Raw genomic sequence first — 16,404 nt, forward strand, 5'->3', positions numbered from 1 at the left:
CTAAAATATGAAGAGTTTACGAAGCAATACTAATTAGATTTTATAGCTCAGTTCTAAATGACCAAGTTGGACTATTCCCAACATTTCTCCCATCAGCTCTTGCTACTACATACCAGAAATAAGTTGTGTTTGGTTTTAAATTTGACACCACTACTGATCTTTGACTCAAATTATCCCCTGCTGTTATCTGGGAAGATGAATTAGACTCAAATAGGAAAACATTGTATGTCAGTTCAATATTTCTATTTTGTTGTTCTACAGCCCAAGTAAAAGTTTGTGATAAAGGTTGATTGACCGATCCATTCCCTGGCACAGGATCAAATATTAGAACATTACCTATATTTCTTTCATCCTTGAGTAGGAAAAAAGTAGAGATAGTATTTTCTTCAGAAAAAACGGCAATGTTAATACTTTGCGTTAGGTATTCATTTTTTCTAGCAGTAATTACAACATCCCCCTCTTTAATTTTTTGAAAAGAGTAATTACCTGTAGAGTCGGTAATCATCGTGGTACTAGAAGGTGAAGTAGAAATCATCACTCCAGATAGAGGTAAATATGTCTCCCCATCAACGACAGTTCCAGATATAGAACCAAACTTATCTATACCAAATTGTTCATTCTCACAAGAAATACATGTGAATAGAACAATGAATGCTATTAAACTATTATACTTAGTCATTACTGTATTTTTTTTCCAATGTAAAACTTTATCCCTAGTGAAGCACCTACTATATTGTCATTAAAAGAGCCAGCTTCCACACCATCAAATTTATCATTCAACAATTGATTGATAAAACCTTTCCCAACTAATGCTACATTGGGTGAAATGATATATTCCAAGCCAAGTTCATAATTGATGAATGGCAAAAACTTCTGTCCTGACAACCCTACTTGATCCTCCCAATTCATATAAGTACCACCTCCTATTTTTACAAAAGGAGACAGTTTACCTGTCGGATTTGCAATATAAACCAACCCTAGATTTCCATACAATTCACTTTTCTGAAATACTTCTTTCACACGTAACTGTTGGGAACCAAAACCAAAATCCACATAAATAGTAGGAGATATTCCAATACCAATATTTGAAGAAACTCCCGACCTCAGGCCAACTGTGGGATAATCCCCAACATAAGTTTGCCCTGTACCTGACGCTGATATATAAAAAGAAGTCCTGTCGTTGGTGTTATTTAATCTGCCAATGTAATCTATCTGTGTATTATTTTGTTTTTCCAAGACATATTCTTTCACCACTGGATGCTCAAGTCCAAGTGAATCAGAAGAGGTCCACAAATTCTCCAACATTCCTTCCACGATCATGCTATGTACAGCTTTTTCTACTGCCTCATTGATTGCCATTTCTCGAGGTTCGTTATACGTATATCCTGTTTCTGCCTCTAGTAGTCGTTTAAATTTAACAAATCTAAAGAAGCCTGAGGTCACTTCCTGAGATAATACAGACTTGGTCGTATATACAGACTTTAGGATTTTGCCATTACTAGTCGAAATTGCCCTTAAATATATACTAACTCTATCTTCACGATATTGAGCTGAAGCATCAGCACCGAAGTATCTCACACCTGCTCCACCGGTATATACATTTGACTCGTAAGATACCACTCCGCCTTCCAGAAGTATCCCTGCAAAAAGTAAGGGGGGAAGTACTACATTTGGGTTTTGCTCATATTGTGCCCTACTGGCACTTATGATTTTTCTTTCATTGATAAGGTTACTGATATTTTCTCTTTCAATTGGGATAAACCAGCCAGATTCTTCGAGCGCACGGATCAAAATATTAGTAGCGCCTTGCGTGACAGCTGTAGACCAACTGGCTCCGACGTTTGATTCTTTGTACTGTCCTGTTTGGTCACGAAACTTATATACCGCAGCAACAATTGGTTCTGTAGGCTTAGGAAGTTCCAATAGCTCAGATTTCATATTGGTCTCAGGGCCAAGCCTTGCATCTCTATTCCCAAAGGGTTGATAATAAAATGGGGAACAACTAAATGCGAAAATTGTAGTACTTAATGTCAGCTTTGTTAATACTGATCTTATTCTTATTCTCATCTAAACTATTTTTACCCTTAATTAAAAGGTACCTCAACAACTGTTGTCGCTCCTGTTTTGGTATCAACGATTGTAACACTTACTCCAGAACCTCCTTGACCAATTTCAATTTGGTAATCTCCAAGAGTATAAGTACCATTTTCTAAAGCACTTTCTCCAAACTGCCTTGTGACCAATTCCCTAGACAACCTACTCAAGATCTGCCTGTTCAAACTTTCTGCAAAATCATCAAGTGGACTTCTATTGAAACCAAATTGGTTGCTACCGACAGCATCGGGATCCTTAGTTGTATCCTGTGATTGCGCGGATGCAAGCATCCACTGATAATTGAAATTATTTCCTCCAAATACAGGGTTCTTAGGTTGATAAACTAATTGTTGCGAAATTCCATCAATAGATCCTAATAAGAACAATGTAATGCTTAATAATAATATCTTTTTCATATTGTTTTTAGTTTTAATAAATCCCTGTTCCCCTTACATCAGAGCCTCCTAATTCTAACATCAACGCTTCATAATTTGCTAGATACATCTGTGTCGTTCCTATAGATTCTAAAGCCATTGCTTCAATCACATCAAGCCTAGGTTGTAAGAAGGATTGATATACAAGCGTCTCATTGATTTGTATTTCAATTAAGGTTGAATTTAACCTAAATGGCTTTTCGGATACGTAAATTATAAAATTTTTGGCATTTGCTGGTGCCTCCCAGTCACGGAAAAAAAAATCAAAAAAATCTCTACCACTTTTGGTTTTGGTATCATCAATGACCAATCCATCAATTTCCAAATCAAATCCTGATTTCTTTTTGGAAACTTGTGATTTGGTCAATTCATCGTTAACAATATCTTCAAGAAGTTTTTTAACTGAGTCTGGAGCTTCTTTTGTCACTTTAGTGGTATCTATTTCAGAATACTTAAACTCAATATTTACACTATCCATCCTTACAGAATCAATAGGTATAGTTTGAGAAAAACTAGGGGTTAATCTCACAAAAAAAAATAATATAAATATGATTAGATGTTTTAGCATAATTTAAAACCACAAAGTTTCAGTAAAATTTATACTAGCGCCTCCCTGGAAAACTAAATGCTGAATTTGAGACATTAACAGACATCCCTTGGCCACCAGCTCCGGGGGTTTGTGTGATTTCTATTGGGCTACCAAAATTTTCCATTACTGCAGTGACATTGTTTTGATTGCCAAACTGTGAAATATTTATAGGCTGAGACCCTAGAGTTGTTGATATATTATTACCAACCAAAACTAACTCTATAATATTCTCAGAGCCCAATTGAGAAAGTAATGCAGTTCTTGACATAATACCTGCGTTCTCTATATATGTGTTTACTACATTCTTGTCTCCTTGTTGATCTACGGAGATAGATATTTGATCACCTTTAGACCAAAGATTCGATTGGTTTCTATTTCCTGATTGATTAATAAAAGACCTCAAACTATATCCTGTTTGTTCGACATAACCATAGTTTAAAGATCCATTTTGATTAATTCCAGAAATATTAGATTGATTTGAGTTTAGATCTTGAATTATTCTTGACTCGTTTTGATTCCCTACTTGTTTAATTACCGAAACATTACTTTCATTTTCAATATTTAAGTTTTGAGAATTCAAAAGCTCCTTGAGCTCTCCAGACAAATTGACTTCTACTACTTCTTGCCCATACAAAAGTATTGGTAAGGAAAAGGCTATGGACAATAATATGTAGTTTTTAAAGTTCATTTTGGGTAATTTTTTATTAATATACGTTAAAAAAAAACATACTTCCAATAGATTGGAAGTATGTTTGAAATTATTTTTTATTAGTTAGCTCCACCTGTGAAAGTTTGAGTCACATTAGCTATGTGACCGCTTCCAGTTTGAGAAATCACTGAAGAGTTGAAACCTCCCGTTTGCATTTGATTAGCAGTATTTCCTGCTCCACTTTGGAAGATTGTAGCATAGTTTGCAACTATATCACCACCTGGAGTAGTCTGTACTTGAGAAGCAATGTTTCCTGATCCACCTTCTTGTACGATAGAACCGAAGTTTAGATCTGCATAGTTAGCACCTGTTCTTCTAGCACCAGAGAACTGATCCTGAGTAGCTAAGTTACCATTGCTAGTTTGTAAAATAAAACCGTTGTTCAAATTACCAACTTGGTCTTGTCTTGCTTCATTTCCATTTCCAGCCTGAATGATTTCTGCAGTACTAACCCATGCAGCTACACCTTGTCTTTGAATAGCGCTGTTGTTGTTACCTGATTGCGTAACATAACCTTTGTTAGACCAACCATCTTGATACTGCTGACCATAGTTATTGCTACCTGATTGAACCATTGAAGCAGTATTGTTACTTCCTTCATAATCTTCTGGCAAGAATTTGTCTTGGAATTGAACACCGAAGTTTCCATTTCCACTTTGTACTAGATTAGCATTGTTGCCATACTTTACTTGATACTGCTCACCATAGTTATTATTACCAGATTGAGTAATGAAAGCGTTAGAAACTCCCATTTGTGGGTGTCCACCTTGAGTCTGAATAGCTTCATTATCATTACCTGATTGATCGATCCCTGCATTTAACAAACCTCTCCAAGCTTCTGTGCCTCCACCATTAATTTGAGAAACAGTAGCTTCGTTAGTTCTACCTGTTTGAGAAATTATAGAGTTTGTTCTGTTAGGATCGTTAGCACCTGTGGTCACCTGACTAACAGTAGCTTCATTGTTCCTAGCAGCCTGAAAAATTTCAGAATTATTTCCAACTGTTCCAGTTTGTCCAACAGTTGCCTCATTAGTTTGGCCTACTTGCGTCACTGTGGATGTGTTTACTGGGGCTTGAGCCATTGCAAATGACGCAGCAAATAGCGATGCGAAAATTAATGTTGTTTTTTTCATGATTTTGTGTTTTTTTTTTTGGTAAAAGATTTGGTTTTGTGTTTTAATTTAAATTTAGGTGGTAAAATAGATTCATTTTATAATGCTTGAATCATAGGTTTTCTTTTTTAGTTGTTTTAGGTTTATTGTTATTTTGACTTACTGTTGCTTTATTTCCATTGCCTGTTTGATTTACAATGACCGAACTCTCTATTTCGTTAGTATTTACTATTACATTATTACCTTTCCCATATGATTTAACATGAAGCCCATCTTGTGAAGCTATCTCAATAGAATCTTTCGATGTGTACAGCTTGCCATTGATTACCAATGTATTTTCTGAGTTATTTGTAGACTGAACTAAATGTTTTTGAGAATAATGTTTATCTAACATCTCTTTTCTTAGCAATTGTACCCTTTCCAAATGCTTTGCTCTTACGCTATCCATATGAGCTTTAACTTCCTCTGAATTCATTTCTTGTGAATAAAGCTTGCCTGATATCCCCGTATTAAAAACTATCATCATAAACACTAAAGACTTTATCACTATGAATACTTTTATTTGCTTTTTGAAATATATTTTTTGCATTTCGAAAATCATTTGAACAAATCTAGGTAATTAATACCGATCAAAAAATACGTATTTTCCGCATACTCAAATTAAAAATATTACGTGTAATCACGTAAATTTGTACTAAAATAGAGTCAGGTTTTATCTTAAAATTAGCTATCTTGTATAAAGTGAGAAAAATTTAAAAAAATGAGGATAAAATCTTCCTATTAGAAGCAAAAAATTAAGTCATAGATTCCTAATTGCCTCAATCATATTCTTAGCCCCTACTTTTTCCATTATATTTGATCTGTGCTTTTCGATGGTTCTAGCTGAAAGTTTTAATTCTTGAGCAATGATTTTGATAGGCAATCCTGAAGCCGAAAGTTTAAGCACTTGTCTCTCTCTTTTGGTGAGATTTGAATGCATTAATTTGGATTGATCTATGTAGGAACTCTTTGAGTTTAGAATCCCATTGTCATTGTTGAGATAATCACCTGAAAGTGTAGCTTGTATGATGTAATCTTTACTATCATCCCTTAGCATAAACAAATCAAAAAATAGATTACTATCCGTTTTTACTTTTATTGCTTTCAGGTTACAAAACTTTGTTAAGGACGATTCAAATCTTTTAAATCTTAGAGAGCTATTTTCAGTGTTATTCAAGTCAAAAACTTCAAATATAGCCTTATTATAAAAATGCTTTGATTTCTCCCCTACCAAGTCCACAAACAACTGGTTCATTAATGTAACCTTATCTTTATGGACAAATAATAAAGGAATTGTATTTTCATTAAAATAAGCATCGAAATCTGAATTCAAACTAAAATTAAGTGTAGATCTTTTTGCAAATTCATTATCTACTTTTCTTGATATCGAATCAAAATTAAAGGGAGTGAAAATAAAGTTGCTGACACCTATTTCAAGTGCAATTAGCATGTCATCTTTATTAAATTCATTTACTAAAAAAAAGAATGGTAGGTTTTTCTCTATAAGACTGGGTCTTAGTTTCATGAAAAATTCACAAGAATTACCATTGCAAAAATCCTGATTACATATTATTAAATGGACGATTTCTTGACTAATTAGATTTACTGCGGCATTCTCGTCGGATGTAGATAAAACTCTGTAGCTCTTGGTTTCGAAATAATCTGTCAAAATAGAAATATGATCTTTGTGTAGACCTATAAGTAAAACGGAAGTCCTAAACTGATTCATATATACACCATCATAAATTTGATGGTTCAATATACTATTTTATATACTTAAAAAGCAATTTTTTATATGTAAAATACTGTATTTTGTGACAAGGTGCAAATCACTGATGTGAATGACAAAAAAAATTGCATATCTGCTGTTTTAGATTTTCCGTGACATTAAATTTTGATATAAGGAACTATGCCATGAGCGATAGAAAATTCTGAATTAGCCTAGCTTCAATTTAGATTGCTTATAGCTTCCCATAGAATTTCAACTGGATGCTTTGCATGTCTCTTAGTCCCGTCCATGATTTGGTGTCTGCATGAAGTACCCGGTGCTGCGATAATTGTCTCTGAGGTCGCTTTTCGAACTGCCGGAAAAAGCACCATTTCCCCTATTTTCATACTGACATCATAATGCTCGGCTTCGTAGCCAAAAGATCCAGCCATACCACAACAGCCTGAAGGAATGATTTCAACTTGATAGTTTTCAGGTAAAGACAACATCTTTTGAGTCCAAGAAAGAGAAGACAATGCTTTCTGATGACAATGTCCATGAAGCTTGATCTGCTTGGCATTTTTGGTAAAAATATCTGCTGTGATATTTCCATTTGCAATTTCCCTTCCGATAAATTCATCTATCAATAAGGTGTGAAATTTCAATTTTTTCGCCCCTTCGACTAAGTTGTCGCTAACAAGCTTTGGGTATTCATCCCTAAAACTCAAAATAGCAGATGGTTCTATGCCTACCAAAGGAATACTCCCATCAACGATATCTTGGAAAACTTTGACATTGTTATCTGCATGTTTTCTTGCCTTTTCCAACAATCCTTTGGATAAAGCTGACCTTCCACTTTCATCATGCTCTACCACTTTTACTTCATAACCTAACTTATGAAGTAATTTAATAGCAGTGATTCCAATTTCTGTATCATTGTAATTTGTAAATTCATCTATAAACAAATACAATGCTTTGATTTTCTTACCGTTTGTTGGAAGTGAATGGTAATTCTTATTGTACCATTTCCTCAAACTCATGCCCGAAATAGCAGGAAGATTTCTCTTTTTGGCTACTCCCAATACAGACTTCATCATACCACTTGTCAGTGAATTAGACAATCCAAAATTAGCTAAAGTTGAGATCTTCGATCCTAATTCATTCAAGCTGTTGATATTTGCAAAAGCTTTGGAACGCAATGGTACTCCATGTGTCTTGTGGTATTGGTACTGAAATTCAGCTTTCATGGAAGCCATGTCCACATTGGAAGGACATTCTGCTGTACAGCCTTTGCAAGAAAGACAAAGGTCAAGTGCCTCCTTGATTTCAGGATGATCGAATGCATTTTCTTTTTTGTCCAGAGTCAAAAATTCCCTCAAGGTGTTTGCTCTACCGCGAGTGGTATCTCTTTCATTTCGGGTAGCTTGGTAGCTCGGACACATCGTACCTCCTGATTCGGGAAGTTTGCGACAATCACCCGATCCGTTACATTTTTCTGCCAATCTTAGAATCCCTCCAGATTGACTAAAATCCAGCAATGTATTCTGAACTGGTGTCACCATCTCAGCTTCGTACCTCAAAGAGGTGTTCATCGGAGCTGTATCCACGATTTTACCTGGATTGAAAATATTGTTTTCGTCCCAAGTATATTTGATTCTTCTAAAAAGCTGATAATTCTCTTCACCCACCATCAGTGGGATAAATGGCGCCCTCACCCTTCCATCTCCATGTTCCCCACTAAGGGATCCATTGTATTTTTTCACCAGTTTAGCAACATCCAGTGAAATGTTATAAAACTCTTCTTGACCTGATTTCTTCTTCAAATCCAAAATCGGACGCAAGTGGATCTCTCCTGCACCAGCATGTGCATAGTGCACAGGCTGCTGCCCATAGGCATCCATCATTTTATCAAACTCATCTATATAATCAGCCAAGTCCTCAATGTCCACAGCTGTATCTTCTATACAAGCAACAGCCTTTGCATCGCCCGGAATATTCGCCAACAAACCAAGCCCAGCACTTCTCAATGCCCAAGCCGACTTGGTCATACTTGGCTCAATTACAGGATAAGCATATCCCAAACCATCTTTCTTGAGGTCTTGAATCAGCTTCTCTGCTTTATTTCTAGCTTCTTCCTCCGTCTTTCCAGTAAACTCGACCATCAACAAAGCCATGGGATCCCCCTCTACAAAGTAGCGGTTTTTGCTATACTCAATACTTTCCTTTGTACAATCCAAGATAATCTTATCCATCAATTCCACAGCAGTGGCAGGATGCTTCATCGCTACCTGAGCAGCTTTCATGCTTTCATGAATAGATATAAAATGTGCCGCAACTACCACTTCTATCGGGTCAGGAAGCGGGTCTAGGGAGATTTTTATTTCAGTAGTAAAAGCCAAAGTCCCTTCTGAGCCTGCAAGCAGCTTACAAAAATTAAATTTTTCTCCTCCTTCTGTAAAGATATTCGATTCCAACAGGTAATCTACTGCGTATCCAGTGTTTCTTCTATGGATGGATTTCTTTGGAAAATTTTCTCTTATGTTATTTTGATTTTTGACTTCTGAAAGCTCATCTTTCAATTGCTTGTATAGCTTTCCTTCAAGTGTGTCCAAAGCACATTTTTGATCAAAAGCAGCTTTATCAAGCGCTTCAAATACAGCAGAATTGCCATCGCTTAGGATCGTATTCAATAAAATCACTTTCTCTCTGGTAGTTCCATAGACAATGGAAGTAGTCCCAGAGGAATTATTCCCAACCATCCCACCTATCATCGCTCGGTTTGCTGTAGATGTGATCGGGCTAAAAAACAACCCATGGGGCTTCAAAAAGCGGTTCAACTCGTCTCTCACCACTCCTGGCTGCACACGAACCCATTTTTCTTCCTTGTTGAATTCAAGGATTTTTGTGAAATGCTTTGATACATCTACGACGATTCCATTTCCTACACACTGACCTGCTAGGGAAGTCCCTGCCGTTCTGGGAATCAAAGAAGTTTGATTCTCTTTTGCAAAATGGATCAACTTTTTGATATCTTCTTCTGTCTTTGGAAAAGCAACTGCCAAAGGAATCTCTCTGTAAACAGACGCATCAGTGGCATAGAGCGTTTTAGTAAGTGTATCAAATTTTAGCTCACCAGCAATTTGAGCGGCAAGATTTTGCAAATTTGGCAATAGGTTAGGCTTTGTAATAGACATGCCTCAAAAATAAGTAATAGCTTGTTTGGAATCTCTATTTCCTGAGAAGAAATTTCAGCTAATATTTCTTTTCAAAAACTTCTTTTAAATTACCCTCCATAACCTTACAAAATTTGTTCAATTTGAAATTCTCAAAATCATTCAGTACCTTAATATTCCGAAACCCAAAACGAAACCCAAAATAAGTATGGCAGGAGGAACTTCAGGATTCGACATGATTAATTCCACTAAAAACAATAGAAACCTTAGAAGTGGAAGAACTAAAATGTCAGACAATCCATACAATCAAACAAAAAGAGATTTCCCAAAAAGAAATCCTGGCAATTGTACTGAATTGATCGAAGAAAGATTTGACAGAAAAGCAGAAGGCGACAAGCTTACTGTAACAATATATGTTGGCTTGACTTTTCTTATCGGAGTATTTTTCTACATGCTGATGGTAGGTTTTTAAAAAAAATAAAAGTATTCGCAATGTTTCAATTTGGGTTTCAAGAGGCCATGTTTACTTCGGAATTAACCTCAACAGTCTGTCCACCAACTCATTGTCAACAGAACTTAAAATCGTTCATTCAACAATCAAATGTTTGGCTATGAGGAAGAAAGTGGTTAGTCATTTTTAAAAATCCCCTCTCACAGTCAATAAAATCAAGATCCATGTTTATCTTTCTGAAAATTTCGGATCAACAATGTTTTTCTACCTTTCCCAATTCCTGAGTATTCTAGTAATGCCATTGAGCATTTGTCTGATTTTGATCATTTATGGATTAATTAGAGCTAGAAAGCAGCAGGGAAATGGTATTCTGATTTTTGGAATAGTACTTCTCTTGATTTTTAGCAACCAATTCCTAAGTAATCTTGCAATGAATATTTGGGAGCCTGAGATCAAAGAATTTGCAGGACTACCAGAATATGAAATTGGAATTGTCCTTACTGGAGTTACCAACCTCAACAAAACTGTGGGGGATAGAACCCTTTTCAACAAAGGTGCTGACAGGGCTACACATGCAGTACAACTTTATAAATTAGGGAAAGTAAAAAAGGTTTTGATCACAGGAGGGCAAGGTTTGAATCCTACCAATCAAAACCCAGAAGCTGTATTGTTGAGGGATTTTATGATTGTTGCAGGAGTGGAAGAAACAGATATCATCTTGGAAGATAAGGCCAAAAACACCCACCAAAACGCAGCCTTTTCGAAAGAAATACTGAATCAAATGGGCATTTCCGAAAGCCAAAAACACTTATTGATCACCTCTGCTTTTCACATGTATCGATCCAAAGGATGTTTTGATAAAGTAGGACTAAATACTGACACGTTTCCTGTTGACTACTATTCAAATGATAGCAAGTTCGACCTGCCCACCTTATTGTATCCTGACCCCTATTCCATCTATATTTGGCAAAAGCTATTCAAAGAGTGGGTGGGAATAGTGATGTATAAGGTAGCGGGGTATCTTTAAATTAGTTTTTTGAAATCAATCTAAACTGCATCTTATCCTCATCCAAATCTGCATTGTCGGGATGATCTGTAGAAAACCAAATACCTTCCTTTGTATCAAAAATATAGCTTCCATTGGCTGCTTTTTCAGGAAGAACAAACTCCCCTAATTTGGCAAAATTTTCATCAAGAAAAACCAAAATCCATTTTGAAGCAACATAACTCCGCATCGCATCAGTCTCGGGAGTTTCTTCAAACTTTGCTATACGGATATAGAGGTTTTGATGCGGAAGAAATTCCATTTTTTCATAACTGTCAGAATAATTCATCAACCTCATGATCTCATCCATGTCTTCAAAAATATCCCGGTCAGAAACTGGCGGGTTTGGTGAAAACTTTGAACACGATGCTTCCTTTCTCTTTACCTCCCCATCGTGATAAACAAAGATGTCTTTGTAGTGATGGTTGATGATCATTTCATCATTTTTCCCCCTTCCAATAGATGGCATGATGAATTTGTTCAGATTATCACCCAAATATTCCTTATCGAAGAAACTCAATTTTTCGTAAGAATGGTCTTCAACATCATACACAACCAAATTTGGCAAGGCTGCAAGTTCATTGACCGAAAGATCATTGTATTTGAAAATCATCGGAAAAGAAGGTGTATAAAACTTTGATCCAATGAGTTGAAAATTATATGCTGTAATTGCAATATTATCTTCAACTAACCCAGAGGTATCCAAAGCTATATCCTTTAAAATCAAGCTCTCCTTGCTCATTTGGTAAAGATGATCATTGGAAGCATATAGCCAAATGCTTTCATCATCATCTATCATAAAATCATAGACTTGACCTCCTATACCATTTGGACCTTCTTTTTGGAAATTTGTCAAGAAAATAAGTTCTTGGCTTTCTTTATCAAAAGCTGCTAAAGAAAACCCACTATTATTGAAAAAATAAACTCTATCAGTCGTATTCCTAAATCCTAGGTTGAAGTGTCCCCAACCTTCTGGAAGTTGAAATGAAATGGTTTGGGAATCTAATTCAAACGCTAAGTTTTGTACTGTTTCTTCTTTTTCTTTTGGAGAATTGCAAGCCAAAAAGAAGAATACTAAAATGATGGACCGTTTGAAATTAGTCATTTGGATTGGGATTTTGATGATATAAAATCCTAAGCTAGTAAATAACAGTTAGTTTAAAAAACTAACTTATCTTAATCTCATCCTGAGACTCACCACTTTCTATTTCCTCAACCAATTCTGCATACCAAGCTTCCCCAAATTTCCTGATCAAAGCATCTTTGAGAAACTTATAGATAGGCACTCCAAGTTTCGACCCCAAGACACATGCAGCACTGCAAATGTCCCAACGATCATAGTTCAAAGCCTCAAAGCCGTCATATTTCTTTACCCTAATTGGATAGAGGTGACAGGAAATAGGTTTTTTGTAAGCAATTTTCCCATCAAGATATGCTTGTTCAATCCCACATTTTAGAATTCCTTTTTCGTCATAAAGGGCATAAGCACACTCTCTGTTGTCACCGATGGTAGGTGTACCTTTATCTCCATCTTTATCGATGACCCAAGTCCCTTGCTTTTCGATCGCTTCCCTACCTTCTTGGGTTATATAATCTTTCACAATTGGATAAATATCCTCGATAATTTGCGTCTCTTCATCTTCCAAAGGAGCACCCGCATCGCCTTCGACACAGCATGCTCCTTTGCATTTTTCAAGATCGCACACAAAAAATTGTTCTTTTATATCATCACTGATCACAGCGTTGCCAACTAGTATCATTTTTTTTCTTTCTTTGGCTGCAAAGCTACAAAAAAGGATTCATCAATCAACTGCATTGATATTTCCAGTCATAGCTGCATGTCTTCCACACATATAAGGGGCAATTTGTGTAGCCATCTCAGAAGTAAGTGTAAATATCATAGTCGAATCAGTCGCTACGAAGTTGACAGCTGGGTTACTTTCAAAAGTCCCAACCACATCGTTTTGAGCCAAGAGTGTTGTGTTTCCAATCCCCATAATCAAAAAAGGATGAGGTCTGCCGGCTTCGTTGTTGATGGCATACCTTGACCCTATTTTCAGAGTGAGGGCTGTATTTTCCATATTTAGGCCTGCACTTGCTCCCGTCCCTTCGATTGCTGTGAATACATAAGCAGAAGTTCCTACATTATTGACAGTGATGGTAGCATTTATAAAGTTTGGATCTGGCATTTCTTCTTTGTCTTCAGAGCATCCGAAAGCAAGAATCATTGTAAATAATGCTGTGATAAATAATTTGGGATAGGTTTTCATATTCTCTTTTTTTATGGAAGGAAATACGATGAAAACCAATGCCTTGGATCTAAAAAAAAGAACCGTCCCGATTACTCGGAACGGTTCAACCCAGCACTATGAAGAAAAGCTATTTAAAGCCTTACTGACAATGAAACAGTGCTACTCAAAGATTGTTTATAAGAGTATGAAAAAAACTCAAATATTTTTTCTTAGAACCTAAACTCGTAGCCTGCGGTGATGAATCTTGGCAAACCCATTCGAATACCTTCTGGTCTTCTTGAGGCTATATACCTCTCATTTGTAAGATTTTTGGCAGTTATATTGAATCTTGAATTCCATTTTTTCACATCATACATCAAAGTCACGTCAACTGTAGTGAATGAAGGCATCAAACCTATTCGACCACTAAAATTAGGCTCGACAGTATTGACTTGATCTGTAAATTGTTGACCAACATGGTTTACGGTAACTCGGCCACCAATACCCATTTCCGATTCAAAAGTAACTGCTGTATTTATCAACCATTCCGGTGCATAGGGTGTTCTAAAACCATTTACATTTACTTCATTGATGATACGATCTGCTCCGAAGACTGAGTTTACATATGTAATATTTGCATCGTAGAACAAATTCACTTTCTCCCACTCAAAGAGTTTTGAAAAATCTACATTAATCATCCCTTCTACACCCTGATGAAGCGTACGCCCTGCATTGACTACACCAAATCCAGCTGTGCCCAAAGATTGCGCTACAGGAATAATCTGATTGCTGAAGTCCATTCTGAAAGCTGCAAACTCTACGAACAACCAAGGTTTGAACTGAGAACGGATTCCAAATTCAAGATTTACGGAAGATTCTGCATCTAAATCAAGAGCTTGCCCCTCTCCTGTCACAGCATCCTGCAACCTAGGAGGACCAAATCCTCTATGGACACCTCCGAAAACATTGATTTGTTTAATTGGACGATAATTGAAACCTGCACCTGGAATAAACTCACTCACCACATTCGATCCTACCAAGACAGTGTCACGTACCACATTATTAAACACCCCTCGCAAAATATCCCTTTCCGCTACATAATTTTCATAACGAAGACCTACATTCACATCAAATTTTGAAGTGATTTTAGTGGTATTTTGAAAATAACCGCTGACAGCGTGTCCTATACGAATTTCGTCTTCACGCAAAACCCCACTTCGAACACCTGCTTTAGTCCCATTTACCCTTTGTACATATGCTCTTTCATAATGCAATCGAACACCCGTTATCAATTCATTTTCCAAATTGAATAAACTATGGTTGGCTTCGATTCTTGGTTCTACACCTGCTACCTCATAAGAACGATCCCTGTTTCCAGTACCATCTCTCATAAATATGGCACCTCCCGGTACATCTAAATCGCCCCAGAATTCACCTGTCCAATTTGGAGGTGCTGTATTTGTAGCGTTTATTGCAAAGTCTTGCCTACTCCAATTTCTTTTTGTGGTATATCCATAAGCTATCGTTCTCAAACGGACGTTGTCACTAATATTATATTTATGTGACAAACTGAGAGATAATCGTCTTACTTCCAACTTATCATCTGGCGCCAAATGGTCGAAATCATTTTCACCCCTTTCAAACATCAACTGATTCATCCCTATATAGGTGGTGTTCGATATTTCGTCATAGATGCCTATTTTCATTCCAAGCTCAGAACGATCGCTAAGATCAAACAAAAATTTTGCATTGAGATCTGTCATCCCAAAAGTCGTCGGTCCTAATTTGTCAGCACTTCTTCTCAACAAACTCACATGATAGCCTGTATTTCCTACTGTATTTCCATAATTTACCAATCCTGAAAAATAACCTCCCTGACCACCTTGGATATTGATTCTACCTTCGGAAGATTCCGGTGGATTTGCTGTGATAAAATTCACAACTCCTCCGACAGTCCTAGGGCCATAAAGAATTTGACCTGAACCTTTCAAAATCTCCATGCCTTCCATGCGGTCAACAGGGGGAGTATAATACATTTCAGGTTCTCCATAAGGATTCAACGCTACAGGAACACCATCCTCCATTATTAAGATAGATCGACTCATATTGGGATCTAGACCACGAATACCCATGCTCAGCCTCATCCCTGTAAGATCATCTTCAACGACATTCACTCCAGGAGTACGTCTAAGAGCCTCTGCAATACTGATAGGATTGACGAAATTCAATTCCCTTTTATCTATATAATTAACCGACCCAGGAGTCTTGGAAAATAAGCGATCTTTGCTCGAAATGATTGTAATTTCCGGCATATCTACACCTGACTCAGAAAAGACAACCTCAACTTCTTGAATTTCGCCATTTACGATTTCCACAGATCTAGTCACAGATCTATAACCGACCGCCGAGACCTTCAATTCATAATTGCCATTTGGAAGATTGACTAACGAAAACTCTCCATTGCCATCTGCGACTGCTCCTTTTATAGTTCCCAATACTTGAATATTGGCAAAAGGAACTGGATTTCCTGTATTTCCTTTAATTACACCTTTAAGAACTTCATCCTTTTCATTGTTCGAAAGCATTGTTTCTTTTTCATTCAACATTGGCTTTTCCTCTTTCAACGCATTTGCTTCCAAATGACCCGAACCGGTCATAAGCATCCCAAAAGCTAAAATAAAAGCAGTAATTTTTGTTGTCATCCTTCCTGAGATTAAGCTATTCTTATTTAGATTTAGTATAATTAATACGCAAAAGTATCTTCTATTTAAACTTAATCCAAATAAGATTAGAGATTTTTTTGATTAAAATTATCCATC

At 36.5% G+C, this 16,404-nt stretch carries 15 protein-coding genes; 2 read left to right on the top strand and 13 right to left on the bottom strand.

From position 1 onward, the window contains the following. Positions 1-40 precede the first annotated feature (40 nt). The 9 genes from MM213_RS14235 to MM213_RS14275 all read right to left on the bottom strand — a co-directional run bounded on the left by MM213_RS14235 (position 41) and on the right by MM213_RS14275 (position 9,879). The gene (locus MM213_RS14235) at positions 41-679 is read right to left on the bottom strand and encodes a carboxypeptidase-like regulatory domain-containing protein (RefSeq protein ID WP_241413275.1); all 639 of its coding nucleotides are present in this window, start codon (positions 677-679) and stop codon (positions 41-43) included. After that, entirely contained in the window at positions 679-2,067 is a 1,389-nt protein-coding gene (locus MM213_RS14240; protein ID WP_241413277.1) for a CsgG/HfaB family protein, read from the bottom strand. Before MM213_RS14240 ends, MM213_RS14235 begins: the two co-directional genes overlap by 1 nt. Positions 2,068-2,084: 17 nt before the next feature. After that, a complete protein-coding gene (locus MM213_RS14245; protein WP_241413279.1) occupies positions 2,085-2,510 on the bottom strand; it encodes a curli production assembly/transport component CsgF in 426 nt (141 codons plus the stop codon). Between the two features lie 13 nt (positions 2,511-2,523). Beyond that, positions 2,524-3,006, bottom strand: coding sequence for a CsgE family curli-type amyloid fiber assembly protein (locus MM213_RS14250; RefSeq protein ID WP_241413281.1), 483 nt, complete (start codon positions 3,004-3,006; stop codon positions 2,524-2,526). A gap of 124 nt (positions 3,007-3,130) precedes the next feature. Next, the gene (locus tag MM213_RS14255) at positions 3,131-3,805 is read right to left on the bottom strand and encodes a hypothetical protein (protein ID WP_241413283.1); all 675 of its coding nucleotides are present in this window, start codon (positions 3,803-3,805) and stop codon (positions 3,131-3,133) included. A gap of 80 nt (positions 3,806-3,885) precedes the next feature. Next, positions 3,886-4,959, bottom strand: coding sequence for a hypothetical protein (locus MM213_RS14260; RefSeq protein ID WP_241413290.1), 1,074 nt, complete (start codon positions 4,957-4,959; stop codon positions 3,886-3,888). A gap of 91 nt (positions 4,960-5,050) precedes the next feature. Continuing rightward, positions 5,051-5,527 (bottom strand): hypothetical protein, encoded by a 477-nt coding sequence (locus MM213_RS14265; RefSeq protein WP_241413292.1) that lies wholly within the window; start codon positions 5,525-5,527, stop codon positions 5,051-5,053. Positions 5,528-5,737: 210 nt separating this feature from the next. Further along, on the bottom strand, positions 5,738-6,736 hold the full coding sequence (locus MM213_RS14270; protein WP_241413295.1) for a LuxR C-terminal-related transcriptional regulator: 999 nt from the start codon (positions 6,734-6,736) through the stop codon (positions 5,738-5,740). Between the two features lie 188 nt (positions 6,737-6,924). Further along, complete coding sequence (locus MM213_RS14275) at positions 6,925-9,879, bottom strand: FAD-binding and (Fe-S)-binding domain-containing protein (protein ID WP_241413296.1); 2,955 nt, start codon at positions 9,877-9,879, stop codon at positions 6,925-6,927. A 187-nt stretch (positions 9,880-10,066) separates the two neighbouring features. Here MM213_RS14275 and MM213_RS14280 point away from each other — a divergent pair, with 187 nt between their 5' ends. Both MM213_RS14280 and MM213_RS14285 read left to right on the top strand, forming a co-directional pair. Further along, the gene (locus MM213_RS14280; protein WP_241413297.1) at positions 10,067-10,330 is read left to right on the top strand and encodes a hypothetical protein; all 264 of its coding nucleotides are present in this window, start codon (positions 10,067-10,069) and stop codon (positions 10,328-10,330) included. 235 nt (positions 10,331-10,565) lie between these two features. Beyond that, positions 10,566-11,336 (top strand): YdcF family protein, encoded by a 771-nt coding sequence (locus MM213_RS14285; protein WP_241413298.1) that lies wholly within the window; start codon positions 10,566-10,568, stop codon positions 11,334-11,336. Between the two features lies 1 nt (position 11,337). On the opposite strand, the gene MM213_RS14290 is transcribed toward MM213_RS14285, so the two are convergent. The 4 genes from MM213_RS14290 to MM213_RS14305 form a co-directional block, all read right to left on the bottom strand. Further along, on the bottom strand, positions 11,338-12,459 hold the full coding sequence (locus MM213_RS14290) for a DUF4221 family protein (RefSeq protein WP_241413300.1): 1,122 nt from the start codon (positions 12,457-12,459) through the stop codon (positions 11,338-11,340). Positions 12,460-12,520: 61 nt separating this feature from the next. Beyond that, positions 12,521-13,114: a DUF3109 family protein gene (locus MM213_RS14295; RefSeq protein ID WP_241413301.1), complete on the bottom strand. Its 594-nt coding sequence runs from the start codon at positions 13,112-13,114 to the stop codon at positions 12,521-12,523. A gap of 42 nt (positions 13,115-13,156) precedes the next feature. Continuing rightward, on the bottom strand, positions 13,157-13,624 hold the full coding sequence (locus tag MM213_RS14300; protein WP_241413303.1) for a hypothetical protein: 468 nt from the start codon (positions 13,622-13,624) through the stop codon (positions 13,157-13,159). Positions 13,625-13,815: 191 nt separating this feature from the next. After that, complete coding sequence (locus MM213_RS14305) at positions 13,816-16,287, bottom strand: TonB-dependent receptor (protein WP_241413305.1); 2,472 nt, start codon at positions 16,285-16,287, stop codon at positions 13,816-13,818. Positions 16,288-16,404 lie beyond the last annotated feature (117 nt).

The sequence above is a fragment of the Belliella alkalica genome (assembly GCF_022549785.1).
Taxonomy (GTDB): Bacteria; Bacteroidota; Bacteroidia; order Cytophagales; family Cyclobacteriaceae; genus Belliella; species Belliella alkalica.

Excerpts from the sequence above, each read along its gene's own strand:
- MM213_RS14250 (WP_241413281.1), bottom strand. The coding sequence starts at position 3,006 with ATGGATAGTGTAAATATTGAGTTTAAGTATTCTGAAATAGATACCACT.
- MM213_RS14245 (WP_241413279.1), bottom strand. The coding sequence starts at position 2,510 with ATGAAAAAGATATTATTATTAAGCATTACATTGTTCTTATTAGGATCT.
- MM213_RS14290 (WP_241413300.1), bottom strand. The coding sequence starts at position 12,459 with ATGACTAATTTCAAACGGTCCATCATTTTAGTATTCTTCTTTTTGGCT.
- MM213_RS14260 (WP_241413290.1), bottom strand. The coding sequence starts at position 4,959 with ATGAAAAAAACAACATTAATTTTCGCATCGCTATTTGCTGCGTCATTT.
- MM213_RS14235 (WP_241413275.1), bottom strand. The coding sequence starts at position 679 with ATGACTAAGTATAATAGTTTAATAGCATTCATTGTTCTATTCACATGT.
- MM213_RS14255 (WP_241413283.1), bottom strand. The coding sequence starts at position 3,805 with ATGAACTTTAAAAACTACATATTATTGTCCATAGCCTTTTCCTTACCA.
- MM213_RS14305 (WP_241413305.1), bottom strand. The coding sequence starts at position 16,287 with ATGACAACAAAAATTACTGCTTTTATTTTAGCTTTTGGGATGCTTATG.
- MM213_RS14280 (WP_241413297.1), top strand. The coding sequence starts at position 10,067 with ATGGCAGGAGGAACTTCAGGATTCGACATGATTAATTCCACTAAAAAC.
- MM213_RS14275 (WP_241413296.1), bottom strand. The coding sequence starts at position 9,879 with ATGTCTATTACAAAGCCTAACCTATTGCCAAATTTGCAAAATCTTGCC.
- MM213_RS14240 (WP_241413277.1), bottom strand. The coding sequence starts at position 2,067 with ATGAGAATAAGAATAAGATCAGTATTAACAAAGCTGACATTAAGTACT.
- MM213_RS14265 (WP_241413292.1), bottom strand. The coding sequence starts at position 5,527 with ATGCAAAAAATATATTTCAAAAAGCAAATAAAAGTATTCATAGTGATA.
- MM213_RS14300 (WP_241413303.1), bottom strand. The coding sequence starts at position 13,624 with ATGAAAACCTATCCCAAATTATTTATCACAGCATTATTTACAATGATT.
- MM213_RS14285 (WP_241413298.1), top strand. The coding sequence starts at position 10,566 with ATGTTTTTCTACCTTTCCCAATTCCTGAGTATTCTAGTAATGCCATTG.
- MM213_RS14295 (WP_241413301.1), bottom strand. The coding sequence starts at position 13,114 with ATGATACTAGTTGGCAACGCTGTGATCAGTGATGATATAAAAGAACAA.